The organism is Fredinandcohnia onubensis (genome assembly GCF_002734215.1).
Lineage (GTDB): Bacteria > Bacillota > Bacilli > Bacillales > Bacillaceae_L > Ferdinandcohnia > Ferdinandcohnia onubensis.
This window is the reverse complement of record NZ_NSEB01000023.1, coordinates 1-15181: the sequence shown is the minus strand read 5'-3', so window position 1 is coordinate 15181 and position 15181 is coordinate 1. Positions and strand designations below refer to the sequence as shown.

Sequence of the window (15181 nt, the reverse complement as noted above, 5' to 3'; positions counted from 1 at the left end):
CCTATTCCTCTCTAGCTCTCCTCCTCGTTTCCTTGTCAAACAAGCTGTACACAATTGGAATGATAAATAAAGTTAACAAGGTACTGCTGATCAAACCTCCAATGACGGTAATTCCCATCGGTTGGTTGATTTCAGAGCCTTCACCGATACCAAATGCCAGTGGTAATAGCCCCAAAATAGTTGTGGTTGCTGTCATCATCACCGGTCGTGTTCGATCTTTTACCGCGACAACAATTGCTTCATGTGAACTCATACCGTCCTCTTTCTTCTTATTAATATAATCAACAATCACGATTGCGTTGTTTACCACAATACCCGCTAGCACGATAATTCCGATGATGGCCGTAATTCCGATTGGAGTATTTGTGAGATAAAGGCCAAATGCAACCCCGATGACCATTAACGGAACCGTAAACATAATAACAAACGGATATTTTAATGATTCAAACTGTGCTGCCATTACAATATAAATCAACGTAAGTGCGAGCACAAATGCAAGGACCATTTGATCTATTGAGGATTCTAACAGTTCCTTATCACCACTGTAGACGATGTCTGTTTCATCAGAAAGTTCAAGGTCTGCTACTACTTCATCCACCTTTTTCGAAATTGCACCAAGATTCGTTGTCGTCACGTATTTGACCGTAAATTGTACGGCATGTTGCTGGTCAATTCTCCGTACGGTTAGCGGCCCCTCGCCAATTTCAATATCTGCCACTTCCTTTAGAGGCACAAAAGAAGTTGCTTGAGTTTTTAAAAGTAGGTTCCCTAAACCCTCGATATCGTTTGTAAAATCTCGATCATAGCTTACAGTAACCGGATAAATTTGATTGTCTTCATCAGTTAGCTGAAACACTCTCGTCCCTCTTGTAACATCATTTACCGTTGAGGCGATTTGTACAGGCGCAAGTCCTTCCTCAAATGCTTTTTCTTGATCAATCGTAATTTGAAGTTCCTCAATTGTTTTCGATACATCTGTTGAAACCTCTGTTACATCTTTCAAATCAACCAGCGCTTCCGAAAGCCTTGAAACTGCTTCATTTAGCCTGTTTTTATCTGTATCTTTTACATGAAACTGCAAAGTGTTCGGAGTTGAACCTGATGAGGACTGTAAATTAAATCTTACTTTTGCCTCTGGATGAAGTTCGATAACTGGAGTCTCAATTTTCGATTTTGTCTCGTCAACAAACTCAAATGTGGAGCGCTCACGTTCCTCGAATCCAACCATTTTCACATAAATTTCTGCTTCATTCGAACTTCCTCCACCCCTGAAACTTTTCTCCTGGGTAGAGCCTATCAGGCTTACAAATACATCAACGTCTGCCTCTTTTTCTAAGATATTTTCAATATCACCTACTATTTTTTGTGTTTCGTCTAGTGGCGTTCCATTTTCAAGCTTTAAATTAATTGTAAAAAAGCCTTCATCACTTTTTGGTATGAACTCGGTTCCGACTCTAAACAACCCGAAAATACTGGCCGCAAACAATAAAATCGTGAGCAAAAGGACAATGAAACGATGTCCCAGTGACCATCTCGTGGCATTTTCTAAAAAACGCATGCCTCTTGATGATTGACGTTTTTTCTCAAGATCCTCATTTGGTTTCTTTAAGAATCGACTGGCTAGCATTGGAACAACTGTTAGTGCCACCACGAGAGATGCGAATAAACTAAACGCAATCGTTACAGCAAATTCAGTAAACAATTCCCCGATTAAACCGGTAATAAAAACAACTGGTAAAAAGACGGCTACCGTCGTTAAAGTCGATGCTATAATCGCCGTTCCAATTTCCTTTGTTCCATCGGCTGCAGCTTGTTTTGGTTCTTTCCCCATTGATAAATGACGATAGATATTTTCAATGACGACGATTGAATTATCAACGAGCATCCCAATACCGAGCGCTAATCCACCTAACGTAAGAATATTTAACGAGAAATCTGAAAAATACATGAGCACAAAAGTAACAATGACGGAATATGGAATCGCAATCCCGATAATGAGTGGACTCTTTACACTTCTAAGGAAGAAAAAGAGGACAATCATCGCGAACAGTCCACCTAACAGCAATGTACTTGTAATATTTCCTATTGCGATTTTGACATAATCCCCTTGATCAAACAGTACTTCTGCCTGGACATTTTTATATTTGTCCTGAGAAAGCTTTTTTTCTAATTCTGTTTGGAAGGCTTTTGATACTTGCGCGGTATTTGCGTCTGATTCTTGGAGGACGCTGACTAACATCGCTGGTTCCATATTGGCTCGAGTGATGGTTTTCTGTGATTCGGGCACAATTTTAACCTCAGCAAGGTCTCCAAGATACACCCTTTCACCAAGCAGTGGGTCAATTGTTATAGAAAGCTCCTCTAAGTCCTGAACCGAAGTCAGTTTACTAATGACTCTTGTAGTAAGTTCTCTGCCTTCAGATTCAATTGTATTTCCTGGTAATGAGACGGAGTTTGCTCTGAGAATGTTTACAATATCAGCCTGGCTCAGAGCGTACTCTTCTAACTGTTCTTGATCAAGTTCAACTTTTATTTCTTCTGTTACAACACCTGACAGATTAACATTTGCAACACCTTCAACTTTATTGAGCTCTGTTGTTAAACCTTCTGCAAGCTCTTGGAGTCCTTTTTCATCCCCTTCCATGCTAAGCGACAATTGAATAATCGGAAACTGAGAAGGATCGAATTTTAGAAACCGAGGCGCCTCTGCATCATCGGTAATTTGTGTTTGGTTAATCCTACTTAGAATGTCATTTTCAATATCATCAATGGAGGTTGTCCATGAAAACTGCAGTAAGATTAGAGCTGCCCCCTCCTGAGAAGTGGAGGACATCGTTTTTAAGCCGGGCAAGGTTGACAAACTTTGTTCAAGGGGTTTTGTCACTTTTTCAGAAACTTCATTTGGACTTGCTCCAAAATAATTGGCAACCACTACACCTACAGGTGGATTGATTTCTGGGATTAATTTAAGTGGGATATTCATTAAGGAAACGAATCCTAGAATAATCACTAAAAACATTGTCACCAACGTAAATATAGGTCGTTTTATCGAAAATTTGCTTATGTTCATAAATAAGTACCTCATTTCGGAAAAAGTACAACATCATTGACATTATACCCATTAAATAGAAAAAAACTGTACACCCTTTATAGAATGTACAGTTTCTTTTTAACTTATCTTTACTTTAATGACTCTTATTCTTTTAAGTCTTCGATTGAGTCAATATCCATGTAAGCTGGTACAACTAAGCCGATTTTAGTACCTTCAAGGTTTGAACCTAGATCTTCAAACTGACCATCATATTTCTCTACATAATCAGCATGAGTTACAGGTAACCATCCAGCTACGTGTGCATCAACAGATCCATCAGCTACACCAGTCCACATTGGGCCGGCCTCAACTTGACTCATTTTCACTTTATAGCCTAAATCTGTTAAAACGTTAGCCACAATATTGGTACTTGCGATTTCACTATCCCACGCAACGTAGGCTAATTTTACTTCTTCGCCATTTCCTTCTTCTACACCTTCAGTCCACTCTGCAACTTTATCTGGATTCTCTTCAATCCATTTTGCAGCAGCTTCTTCTGGTTTTGTTCCTTCATTAATATCTACCATTACACTTCCCATATCATCTGACGTCCAATTGAATTGGTCTAATAACGTATAAACAGCTGGTAGATCTTCTTTTAAACCATTTCGTGCAATCGTATGGATGTTTTCTTCTCCACCATATACTCCTTTAGGATCCTCAAGGTATTTAAGATCGAAAGCTGAGAATTTCCAGTGTGGCGTCCAACCAGTGATGATAATCGGTTCTTCTTTGTTATATGCCTTTTTAAGTGATGCTGTCATCGCTGCACCAGAGCCTTCTACTAAAGTCCAATCTTCTAGACCGTATTCTTCAATCGCCGAAGCAGTTGCCTTCATGATTCCTGCACCGGGATCGATTCCAACAATCTCATAATCTACACTTTCTCCTACAGATGCTGAAGAAGAAGATGTCGTTCCCGCCTCATCCGAATTGCCACCACATGCAGCAAGTCCTAGAGTAAATCCAATTGCTAATGATGCTTTGACTACTTTTTTTAACATTAAGCAGTTCCCCCTTGTTTAGTTTTTCCTATATTTTGAGTAATCCGGTCTAAGATGATTGCCACAATAACAATCGCTAGACCAGCTTCAAAACCAGTTCCTGTTTGCAGCTGTGTAACAGCTCGATATACATCTGCTCCTAATCCTGGTGCACCTACCATTGAGGCAATTACAACCATGGATAAAGCAAGCATGATGCTTTGGTTAATACCTGCCATAATTGTTGGCATAGCTAGTGGAATTTGAACTTTAACTAATCTTTGTTTTGTTGTAGATCCAAAAGCTTCAGTTGCCTCGATTAAATCCTGTGGTACTTGGGTAATTCCAAGTATCGTTAGTCGAATCGTTGGTGGCATTGCAAAGATAACTGACGCCACAACACCAGGTACAACTCCGATATTAAAGAAAAAGATTGCCGGTAATAAATAAACAAATGCAGGCATTGTTTGCATGAAATCTAATATCGGAATCACGATACTACCCACAGTTTTACTTTGTGAGGCCCATATTCCTAGTGGTATTCCAAGAATGACTGATATCCCGACAGATGTTAATACAAGGGCAATTGTTTGAAGCATATTGTCCCAGTAACCTAGATTATCGATTATAAATAAACCAATTAAGGTAAAAAGTGCAATTTTCCAATTACAAATTTTCCAGGCTACAACGCCCAAGATAAGAGCTAATAGAATAGAAGGAATAAATCCAAATCCTGCAACAATTCCTTCTACAAATCCTTCAAGTCCCACTGCAATCCCTTCAAATAAAAATTCGAAGTTTGAGACTAACCAGTCTACAAATATATCAATCCAATCTGCTATTGGCAGCTTTGGTAATAAACCTTCCATTATAAAGCCTCCCTTTCATCACTTGGAGGGAGTTGTTCAGCCCCAAAGTCATTAATATATGTGTCATTACCAGCAAGTGCGCCTATCACGGCACCTCGAATGACAATCCCCTTAAGTCGATTTTGTTCATCAACTACAGCCACTGGAATAATAGCTTGTGAAACATCATCGAATAGATCAACAAGTAATGTACTTGTATCAACCGTTTTAAGATTTGTTTCCATGACATCGGCCAATGTTAAATTTTGCTCGACCGCTTTTGAAGCTTCTACTGCGCTAACTGCCCCAACGAGTCTTTTTTGCTTGTCAACAACATAGACAGTCGATAAACCATTATCTTTCATGATTTTAAGCGCAAGTCTTGCTCCTTTATCAACCTGAACGGTTTCCGCTCGTTTGACAATATGGCCAGCAGTAAGTACCTTCGATAAATCAACATCCTCAACAAATCTTTCTACATATTCATTAGATGGATTCATAAGTATTTCTTCAGGGGTTCCGATTTGTACGATGTTTCCGTCCTTCATTAGTGCGATACGGTCACCGATTCTTAAGGCTTCGTCAAGGTCATGTGTAATAAAGACAATTGTTTTTTCCATAGAGCCTTGTAACTCAATCAATTCATCCTGCATATCTTTACGAATTAATGGATCTAGGGCACTAAATGCTTCGTCCATTAATAAAATATCCGGGTCATTAGCGAGCGCTCTTGCAAGTCCAACACGCTGCTGCATCCCACCACTAAGTTGGTCAGGATATTGATTTTCATAGCCTTCTAGACCGACTAATTTAAGCGCTTCGAACGCTTTTTGTGAACGTTCTTGCTTTGCTATTCCTTGAATTTCTAGTCCGTATTCCGTATTCTGAAGAACCGTTTTATGTGGGAATAATGCGAAGCGTTGAAACACCATGCTCATTTTTTTCCTACGCACTTCTCGAATTTCTTCTTTATTCATGGATACGACGTCTTTTCCATCAATTAAAACTTGACCAGAAGTTGGTTCTATTAATCTATTTAAAAGACGAACCAAGGTAGATTTCCCACTTCCAGACAAACCCATAATCACAAAAATCTCTCCGGGATATACCTCAAAACTTGCTTGATTTACACCGACTGTTGAACCAGTGCTTTTTAAGATTTCTTGTTTTGTTTTTCCTTCTTTTAAAAGTTGAATAGCTTTTTTAGACGAACGCCCAAAAATTTTTGTTACGCTAGAAACCTTTATTTTTGCTTGTTTCTCACTTTCCATTCTGTCACCTCAATTTTTTCTTGCTGTAAACTTGTCTAATACAAACCGCCCATTATGGTATTCACACAAACTACTGTATCCTGTGTAGAAAGCAATAGTCACATTGACCTTTTAATTGTAGTAATGATTTCCAAAATACTCAAAGCTGATATTACGTGATATGCAACCGTAAAGTTTGTAAAGTAAAAACTGTACGTACTTCACATTCAAAATGCATAGAATTCCTCCATAATCCTCCATAATCCTTTCAGCACCTCCCCTTTACATTCAATGTCCAAATGAGTAGTCTATATATATCAAACCTTTGATGTAGGATGTGAATCTATTTGCAAGGCATAGACAAGCTAGAAAAAGCCCGAGAACGTGTGATTGATGCGATTGCTCAAAATATGAATTTATATGGAGTAACACCTTCAGTTGGAAGACTTTGGGGTCTCATGTATTTTCATGACGAGCCGATGACGCTGGATGATATGAAACAAGAGCTAGGCATGAGTAAAACGAGTATGAGTACCTCCGTACGTAACTTAGTGGATTTGAAAATGGTTGATAAGATATGGAAAAAAGGGATTCGAAAAGACCTTTATGAGGTTGAAGAAGATTGGTATCAAACCTTTATTGACTTTTTTACGATAAAATGGAGGAGTGGCATTTCCATGAATGTAAGTGCCATTCAGAAATCTTTAGCTGATCTGAAGGAACTCTTAGAGGACGAACAAATTAGCGAAGAAGTTAAAGGAGAAGCAGAAAACGATATCGCGAAGTTGAACAATGCGATAGAATATTATTTTTGGCTTAACCGGTTAGTAGATAGCTTTGAATCACATGAAATCTTTAAATATGTTCCAAAAGAGTAACGTTTATGAACGTTGCTTTTTTTATTTTAAAAACAGATTACGATTCGTGTATATCCCTCATCGCTTATATACTTTTTTCATACGCTACTATATGGGGGTGAGAAAATGCCATTATGGGGCTGGATGTTAGTCTTTTTTGGAGGGTTACTCCTTGTTGGTTTTGTCGCAGACATTATTTCCAAAAAGAAACGTTCTACCGACTCCCGTAGCATTCAAAATCAAGTCGATGAAGTAAAAAATAACCAAACGGATTATCATAATTTTCTATAGAAAAAGTAAAGAAAGCAGCCGGATTGAATCGGGCTGCTTTCTACAATATACCTGTACTTCTTGTGAATCTGGGTAGTCATTTTCCACCCGTGCAATACCTTTCGTTAATTATTGGTAGTGGATTAAGTTTGCACCAAATAGGATCATAAGCTATTAATCTTTAGAGTATTAGCTTTTATAAACTAAACTTATTAATCTAAACTTAAAAGCCCCCTATCGCCCTAGCATACAAAAACGGATTAGTCCGCAAAGCCGACAAAGTCTCCATATCCTCCAAAATCTTCAAACTCTCAACCCCATACAAATTATTTACCTCAAGAATCCAAGGCTTATATTCGTTATCAATTATCAAATCAATAGCCACATCGCCAAAGTGACCGAGTTTTTGGTCAAGTACTTTGCATACCTCTTTACAGGCTACAATCGCACCATTCATAATCTGCTTAGCTTCTTCTGAATCTACTTGAAACACAATTCTTATAGCCTTTTCCCCTCTAGAAATGTGAGCGATTTGTTTTAGGTTCGTAACAATGCTTTCTTCTTGGGCTACTCTTCCTACAGAACCTTGGCAAACCCATGTACCATTCACGTCTTTTTGCATGTAGAGTCTAAAGTCTACGTGTTTGTTCTTGTAGATAGTAGTTATACCTTGCTGCAAGATATAATCTTCATTTCGTATGTGTTGATCAAGGTAAGCCTTCAATTCGTTAATCGTTCTAAATGTTTGCTTTTCCTTTTTGAAATTGGTTAAGATAAGCTGATCTACTTCTTTTTTGACCATATAAATGCCTTCACCTTTTTTACCTCGTATCGGTTTTAGGTAGACCATGTCAAACATGAATAGCATATCTTGTAGATCCTGCTTTTGTCTAAATAGATTCGTATGGGGGATGAAGCTTTTTATACGTTCAGTAGATTCACAGATTTGCCAAAACTGCAGCTTATTAAAGAAGTTTGTATTAAAGAGCTTGTTTCCGAGCTTTATTCTTAAATCACGTTCTATATTACTTGGAATTCTTATTTTTTTAAACATCGAATCAGGATAGGGAAAAGTACCATATATCCAGCGAGTTTCTACCGTTTTTCCCTCAGGGTTATAATAGTATCCCTGAATGCTTTCATTTGCTGTATCAATCCTATCACTCGTACAAATAAAGAGGAGACCTCCGATTTTATCGTACTGTTCTAAACGAGATGTGTAGGATTCTAGTGCACTTATTGTTAAATTATTTTTATTCTTTTTGGCAATAAATCCGATAACAGGACCGAGGTGAAGTGTATTCCCTTTTAGCCTAAATTCAAAATCAAGTGTACTAGGGAATGTAAACGGGATGGAGTGTTCCGGGAGGCTTATGATATGCTCATGTTGTGCGTATTGTCTTGTAATGGTAAATTGTTTAGACCAGTTTCCAAACTTTAATATGATTGCATTCGAATAAATATTATTAGCCTGTAAAAATTTATTAGATAAATAGAGCGTGGAATCATCTAAATCAGTGCTTCGAAAATAATTTTCCTTCCTAAAATGTAACTGAACCATTAACATACACCTCAACCTTTGGATTGTAAACAATTTATAATATGATTAATTCTGACTAAATGACTGTCCTTTTCTAGAAAATAGGTCAATAAAATTAGATTTTATCATTAGCGTTGCATAAATAATTACTCTTCTTGTCAAACTGGTTATAATTTTCAGGGTACATTTCTCCACCACATAATTCGCATGAAAACATACGTGGAATTGTTTGGTCACATTCGTCCATTAAATCAAAATACCACAGCATAAACGACTGTGGTAGACCCCAAATTTTATACTTTCTTATCTTTTGAAAAAAGCAGCCCTGATTTTATCGGGCTGCTTTCTACATTATACCTGTACTTCTTGCGTATCTGGGTAGTCATTATCTACCCACGCAACACCTTCATTTAATTGATAACCTGCGATTGTCACAAGTCCAAGCATGAATAGTAGCATTAGTTTTTTCATTTACCATCATCTCCTTTATTGATTTATATGACTATGTTTTTTCAAAGATGAAATTACCTTTGAAAAATAATAGCTTGCTAGCTTATATTTATGATTTTCTTGATAGATTTTTCCAAGTTCCTCTGCATAATAGGCTACGTGAAGATGATGTTCAATGCCTTCAAAAAAAGGCAATGCATCCTTCTCAATAAATCTTGTTAACTGATCAGACTTATTCAGCAAATAGTCATAATAGATAAAATGAATCTTGAATTCATGATACCCCTGGTGATTCTCCACTAAAGCAAACCCTTCTTCAAGCCATTTTTTGCAACCCTCATGGTCTCCTATTTTATAATTTTCTTCAATTAAACCGTGAATCGACCGTAAACGCCCAATGACCATATGTTCTTCTTTATGCTCAAGGCTATTTACAAATTGCTTAATGGCTTTATTGGATTCACCTAATTTTGAATAAAGGACACCTTGGTTATGATAAATCAAACCTAGTAATGACGGGTCTTTTATCCCTTCTGCTACCTTTGTTGCTAACAAATAATTCTCTTCCGCCATTTCAAATTCGTTAATTTTTTCATAACAAATCCCTAATAAAATTTGACATTCAGCACTCCTTTTTAAATCGTAAAGAGATTGATAGATTGCCAATGCCTTCTGTATATACACGATACTTAAGGCTAATTTCCCCATCCGGTTATTATTTAGCCCCTTATAATAATACAAATCAGCCGTTTCCCAGTTTTCAAAGTGGACACTGCTCGTTAAGATCTCCTCTGCAACTTTAAAATGCTCCATTGCAACAGAAAACTGGCTCTTCAAATAATAAAACTGACCAACAAATTTTTCGTAAAAATAGTTCATGCGTATTTCAAAAATATCTTTATATAAGTCAATTTTCTTGATATGTTGTTCAGCCTTGTCTAATTGGTTTGTAAAAATTAAATACCTAAGTTCAAAAAGAACGAAGAAAATGGCAACTCGTGAATCATTTGTATTCTTGCACTCATAAGAATCATAAAATGAAACCGCCTGCTCCCTTTTTCGAGAAACCATTAGGTGGTACCAATCATAAAGCTCCTTTAATTGGGCATATTCTTCACTTTCAATTAGCTTGATTCCTAATCGTTCACATAATAATTCAAGTACCTCTAAGCTTGCAGAGGTTTGGTTATTTTCAATTTTTGAAAGATAAGAAATTGAGATAATCTCTTGTGCCAATTCTTCTTGTGTCAGATTGTTTTGAATTCTAAAGAAACGTATTCTGCTTCCTATCTCCATCTTTCATACCCTCTCATTGACTACTTATATACTGTTTCTAGAAAATTGGTAAAAATCCTCTTTTAATAAATAGGTAAAAAGACTCATTTTTCTTAGACCCGCACGATGTACGTCACATTGATGTTGCCACAGTGAGTGGCTTTCCAAGTCTTTATTTAATTCATTAAAATCCTATGCTCTGTTTTAATTTATATGTAAAAACATGTTCAAATACACTATAAGTACTATAAAAAAAACGGTCCCAGATAGGACCGCAATCTTACTTTTTCTTCACTTTTGCAAGTTCTGTTGAACCCGCTGTTGCCTGGCCACTTCCAATTATCTCAAACGTTTCAACTGCATCAAAATTAGTGATGACAATCGGTGTAATTGTACTCGCTGCCTTCTCTTTTATCAAATCTAAATCGAAGGTTACGAGTTCAGTTCCAACCTCAACTTTATCTCCTTCTTTTACATGTGTAGTGAAGCCCTCGCCCTTCATGTTCACTGTTTCAAGGCCAATATGTATAAGAAGTTCCAAACCTATCTCCGTTTTAATTCCAATTGCGTGTTTTGTCGGGAAGACCTGAATAATTTCACCTTTCACAGGCGAAACAACTTTTCCTTCAGACGGTTCAATCGCAAGCCCATCGCCCATCATTTTTTGAGAAAAGACTGGATCTGGCACCTCTTCTAAGGCAAGAATTTTTCCATTTGCAGGAGCCACTAACACTTCCTCAACTTTTTTATCTTTACTTCCAAATAATTTTTTAAACATAATAAGCCTCCAATATTAAAGATATGTTTAGTTGTATCATACCCATATTAAGAAAAAAAGAATTATGATTGGGTTAAATAGCATATTTCATTTTGTCAAAATATGTTCAAGTATGCAAGTAATAGAGAAGGATTATCGGTGAATATGTCGAATTTCTAACAAAGACAGTATTCAAAAAATTAAAAACAGGAAGAGGGTGCCACGAAAGTTGTTAGAGCATATTGGACATGTTCTTTATCATGTACTTATCGTTATTTTTCCTATTCTCATATATTATCTGCTTACTATTCAGGATAATCATTCTTCTCCAAAGCTACACCCAAATAAACTTCTTGGAATGATTATCATTATGCTTCTTTTAACCATCACTTTCCCTGTAACTTACGCGAATGGATTTGCTTATGATTTTAGGATTATCCCTATATTTGTCGCATTTCTCTATACTGGATTTTTTCAGGGAATTGGTGCTATTTTGATTATGCTAGGCTATCTACTTCTACTCGGAGATACTAAGGTTATCTTTTCGATTGTCAATTATGCCATTATCGTAGTCATATTTTATTTTCTTTTAAAAAGGTATCATTCCCTTCTATTAAATAAGAAGCTCATAGTTCTTTCTATCATTTATGGTTTTATCGTTACTACCAGAGCGATCGTCCTAGTAAAGTATAATCAAATTGATCAACTACTCGTTATGATCCTTTTTTCAATAGTTACGTGGATTACCCTTTTACTCGTAGTTCTCATTATTGAAAACTTAAAGCAACAAATCCTCTTACAACGGGAACTAAGACGTTCTGAAAAAATGAATGTGATTAGCCAACTAGCAGCCTCCGTTGCGCATGAGGTTCGAAATCCACTAACTACGGTAAATGGATTTTTACAATTAATTATTCGAGATGATAATATTACGGATAAACAGCGAAATTACATTGCTATTACCCTTTCTGAATTAAATCGTGCACAATCGATTATTAATGATTATTTATCTCTCGCGAAGCCAAATAATAGTAATACTCAATTAGTAAACATCAGCGAGGAACTATCAAAAACGGTTGAACTTATGACATCCTATACAAATATTCAAAGCATTGAGGTTGAAACTTTCATTGAAGACTCGCTTTACATTAACGGGAATAAGGATGAAATCAAACAAGTCTTGATAAATATTATTAAAAATGCAATAGAAGCAATTGGAGATGACGGCTTATTGCAAATAAATGCCTTTGCAAAAGACCAAGACATTCTTGTAAAAATCACCGACAATGGTCCTGGTATGACGAAAGAACAGCTTTCAAAAATCGGTACACCTTTTTATTCAACAAAAGATAAAGGAACCGGCATAGGGCTTACCATTTGTTTTCAAATTATCGAGCAATTAAAAGGGTCAATTGATGTTGAAAGTACGGTTGGGAAAGGTACATCTTTTCTGATCAAATTACCAACATCCAAAAATCCTTCCATATTATAAAAAATGAGGTGGTCCACAATGTGTGGTCGATTTACTCTTTTTGCAGAGTACGATGACATTCTTAATCGTTTTGATATTGAAGCTGCAATTGAACAAGATTTATATTTACAAAGCTATAACATCGCCCCTTCCCATTCGGTCCTTTCAGTAATTAATGACGGTACACAAAATCGCTTAGGATATTTACGTTGGGGCTTCGTACCTTCATGGGCAAAGGATGAAAAAGTCGGTTATAAAATGATCAATGCACGTGCTGAAACATTGACTGAAAAACCAAGCTTCAGACATGCTTTCAAACATAGGCGCTGTCTGATTATTGCGGATAGCTTTTATGAATGGAAAAAAGGGCCCAACAAAACAAAAACACCGATACGCATTAAATTAAAATCGAATGATCTTTTCGCAATGGCAGGAATCTGGGAACGTTGGAAATCTCCAGAAGGGAATTCCTTATTTTCTTGTTCTATCATTACCACAACCCCAAATGAACTAATGAAGGATATTCACGACCGTATGCCTGTTATTTTAAATAAGGAGGACGAACAAGCATGGCTCGACCCTTCTCTAAATGATGTATCAAAGGTGTCACATCTACTCAAACCATTACCTGCTGACAACATGGAGGCATATGAGGTCTCATCTTTAGTTAACTCACCACGCAATAACTCACCAAATTTAATTCAAAAAATATGTTAAAGAAAATAACGACTAATTCCGATCATGGATTGTCGTTTTTTTGTTTTTTACAATAAGTTCGTTTCACGAAAAATCCTCTCGAAACTATTATTTTAGAATACCGAAATACTTGTGAATAAGTGGTAGTCATTTTATAAACATTTAGTTCTAAAAATCTTGATATCTATGATAAAATAATGCCTATACTTCGTTAGCTTTCCCTTTCTGTCAAAGAGTTCTGTATTTTTTTAAATACCAAATTTTTCACATACTAAATTCGTTTCCAGCTTTTAAATTTTATACACAATTGACAATTTTCGTGTTAAACTAACAAATATTATATTATTCTTATAATATTAATTTCATAAAATAATAATGTGGACAATCATGAAAAGGGGGAAAGAATATGAAAGAAATCTTTTACAAATGGAATCAGATTAGCCTGGTTAAACGTATATTTGGCGGTATTATCGTTGGTATCCTTTTAGCTTTAGTCGTACCAGAAGGAGCAAAATGGGTTAGTATTTTTGGTTCATTATTTGTAGGTGCACTAAAAGCCGTTGCACCGGTATTGGTCTTATTCTTAGTTATTGACGCCATCTCTAAACACAGAAGTGGAACCCAAACAAATATCAAATCGATTATCGGCTTATATGCAATTAGTACATTCGTAGCTGGATTCGTAGCGGTATTAGCAAGTTTTATCTTTCCAGTCAAGTTGTCACTTGTATCGGGTGCAGAAGACCTTTCACCTCCAAGTGGTGTACTAGAGGTTCTTCAAACATTACTATTTAACATTGTTGATAATCCGATTAATGCCCTAATGAATGCAAACTACATCGGAATTCTTGCTTGGGCAGTTGTCCTAGGTATTGCATTAAAAAATGCAAACGACACAACCAAGACATTAATTTCCAACGTTAGTGATGCAATTGCTACAGTCGTAAAATGGGTGATCAGCCTAGCACCAATCGGTATTATGGGCCTAGTGTTCGATGCATTTGTGACAAATGGACTTTCTGCATTGATGGAATATGGAAAAATCCTCGGCCTTCTACTTGGCTGTATGTTCTTTATTGCCCTAGTTGTAAATCCATTGATTGTTTATTTCTACATTCGTCAAAATCCATATCCACTTGTATTTAGATGTTTAAGAGAAAGTGGAATTACAGCATTCTTTACTCGTAGCTCAGCTGCAAATATTCCGGTTAATATGAATCTATGTGAAAAACTAGGTTTAAATAAAGATACTTATTCAATCTCAATCCCATTAGGTGGAACAGTTAACATGGCTGGTGCGGCAGTAACGATTTCTGTTCTCACGCTTGCAGCTGTTCATACACTCAGCATTGAAGTTGATTTTGCAACAGCACTTATTCTTAGCGTACTATCAGCTGTTTCAGCAGCAGGTGCATCAGGTGTGGCTGGCGGATCACTTTTACTAATTCCTTTAGCATCAAGCCTATTTGGAATTCCAAACGATGTTGCCATGCAAGTCGTTGCTGTTGGTTTCATTATTGGGGTCCTACAAGATTCTTGTGAAACTGCCCTTAACTCATCATCGGACGTACTTTTCACAGCAACTGCTGAATACGCCAAGAAGCGTAAAGAAAAGAAGGGTGCTGCGATTAAGTCAGCGTAATCTTAAAATTCAGACACACTTAAAAAAAGAGGCTGGGACAAAACTTACCTC

Annotated in this window: 12 protein-coding genes; 5 read left to right on the top strand and 7 right to left on the bottom strand. The window is 36.6% G+C overall.

The genetic code is table 11. The features are described from left to right. Position 1: 1 nt before the first annotated feature. The 4 genes from CKK03_RS21335 to proV form a co-directional block, all read right to left on the bottom strand. Entirely contained in the window at positions 2–3070 is a 3069-nt protein-coding gene (locus CKK03_RS21335; protein ID WP_099364523.1) for an efflux RND transporter permease subunit, read from the bottom strand. 125 nt (positions 3071–3195) lie between these two features. Next, positions 3196–4095, bottom strand: coding sequence for a glycine betaine ABC transporter substrate-binding protein (locus CKK03_RS21330; RefSeq protein WP_099364522.1), 900 nt, complete (start codon positions 4093–4095; stop codon positions 3196–3198). Next, a complete protein-coding gene (locus CKK03_RS21325) occupies positions 4095–4943 on the bottom strand; it encodes an ABC transporter permease (RefSeq protein WP_099364521.1) in 849 nt (282 codons plus the stop codon). Before CKK03_RS21325 ends, CKK03_RS21330 begins: the two co-directional genes overlap by 1 nt. Further along, positions 4943–6193, bottom strand: a complete 1251-nt coding sequence (gene proV, locus CKK03_RS21320) for a glycine betaine/L-proline ABC transporter ATP-binding protein ProV (protein ID WP_099364520.1) — start codon at positions 6191–6193, stop codon at positions 4943–4945. Before proV ends, CKK03_RS21325 begins: the two co-directional genes overlap by 1 nt. A 326-nt stretch (positions 6194–6519) precedes the next feature. On the opposite strand from proV, the gene cudC reads away from it, so the two are divergent. After that, a complete protein-coding gene (cudC, locus tag CKK03_RS21315; RefSeq protein WP_099364519.1) occupies positions 6520–7050 on the top strand; it encodes a choline uptake/conversion transcriptional regulator CudC in 531 nt (176 codons plus the stop codon). A gap of 105 nt (positions 7051–7155) precedes the next feature. Further along, a complete protein-coding gene (locus CKK03_RS23885; protein WP_180271352.1) occupies positions 7156–7320 on the top strand; it encodes a hypothetical protein in 165 nt (54 codons plus the stop codon). A 202-nt stretch (positions 7321–7522) separates the two neighbouring features. Here the strand turns inward: CKK03_RS23885 and CKK03_RS21310 are convergent, their stop codons facing one another. The 3 genes from CKK03_RS21310 to CKK03_RS21300 all read right to left on the bottom strand — a co-directional run bounded on the left by CKK03_RS21310 (position 7523) and on the right by CKK03_RS21300 (position 11342). Then, a complete protein-coding gene (locus CKK03_RS21310; RefSeq protein ID WP_180271351.1) occupies positions 7523–8860 on the bottom strand; it encodes a YheC/YheD family endospore coat-associated protein in 1338 nt (445 codons plus the stop codon). A 465-nt stretch (positions 8861–9325) separates the two neighbouring features. Then, entirely contained in the window at positions 9326–10585 is a 1260-nt protein-coding gene (locus CKK03_RS21305; protein WP_099364517.1) for a helix-turn-helix transcriptional regulator, read from the bottom strand. 259 nt (positions 10586–10844) lie between these two features. Continuing rightward, positions 10845–11342 (bottom strand): PTS sugar transporter subunit IIA, encoded by a 498-nt coding sequence (locus tag CKK03_RS21300; RefSeq protein WP_099364516.1) that lies wholly within the window; start codon positions 11340–11342, stop codon positions 10845–10847. A gap of 208 nt (positions 11343–11550) precedes the next feature. Here CKK03_RS21300 and CKK03_RS21295 point away from each other — a divergent pair, with 208 nt between their 5' ends. From CKK03_RS21295 to sstT, 3 genes are all read left to right on the top strand, one after another. Next, positions 11551–12813 carry an ATP-binding protein gene (locus CKK03_RS21295; protein WP_245864247.1) on the top strand — a complete coding sequence of 421 codons (1263 nt, stop codon included), beginning with the start codon at positions 11551–11553 and terminating at the stop codon, positions 12811–12813. Between the two features lie 18 nt (positions 12814–12831). Further along, positions 12832–13509 carry an SOS response-associated peptidase gene (locus CKK03_RS21290; RefSeq protein ID WP_099364515.1) on the top strand — a complete coding sequence of 226 codons (678 nt, stop codon included), beginning with the start codon at positions 12832–12834 and terminating at the stop codon, positions 13507–13509. Between the two features lie 385 nt (positions 13510–13894). Further along, positions 13895–15130, top strand: a complete 1236-nt coding sequence (sstT, locus tag CKK03_RS21285) for a serine/threonine transporter SstT (RefSeq protein ID WP_099364514.1) — start codon at positions 13895–13897, stop codon at positions 15128–15130. Positions 15131–15181: the final 51 nt, after the last annotated feature.

Excerpts from the sequence above, each read along its gene's own strand:
- CKK03_RS21335 (WP_099364523.1), bottom strand. The coding sequence starts at position 3,070 with ATGAACATAAGCAAATTTTCGATAAAACGACCTATATTTACGTTGGTG.
- CKK03_RS21330 (WP_099364522.1), bottom strand. The coding sequence starts at position 4,095 with ATGTTAAAAAAAGTAGTCAAAGCATCATTAGCAATTGGATTTACTCTA.
- CKK03_RS21325 (WP_099364521.1), bottom strand. The coding sequence starts at position 4,943 with ATGGAAGGTTTATTACCAAAGCTGCCAATAGCAGATTGGATTGATATA.
- proV (WP_099364520.1), bottom strand. The coding sequence starts at position 6,193 with ATGGAAAGTGAGAAACAAGCAAAAATAAAGGTTTCTAGCGTAACAAAA.
- CKK03_RS23885 (WP_180271352.1), top strand. The coding sequence starts at position 7,156 with ATGCCATTATGGGGCTGGATGTTAGTCTTTTTTGGAGGGTTACTCCTT.
- CKK03_RS21310 (WP_180271351.1), bottom strand. The coding sequence starts at position 8,860 with ATGGTTCAGTTACATTTTAGGAAGGAAAATTATTTTCGAAGCACTGAT.
- CKK03_RS21305 (WP_099364517.1), bottom strand. The coding sequence starts at position 10,585 with ATGGAGATAGGAAGCAGAATACGTTTCTTTAGAATTCAAAACAATCTG.
- CKK03_RS21300 (WP_099364516.1), bottom strand. The coding sequence starts at position 11,342 with ATGTTTAAAAAATTATTTGGAAGTAAAGATAAAAAAGTTGAGGAAGTG.
- CKK03_RS21290 (WP_099364515.1), top strand. The coding sequence starts at position 12,832 with ATGTGTGGTCGATTTACTCTTTTTGCAGAGTACGATGACATTCTTAAT.
- sstT (WP_099364514.1), top strand. The coding sequence starts at position 13,895 with ATGAAAGAAATCTTTTACAAATGGAATCAGATTAGCCTGGTTAAACGT.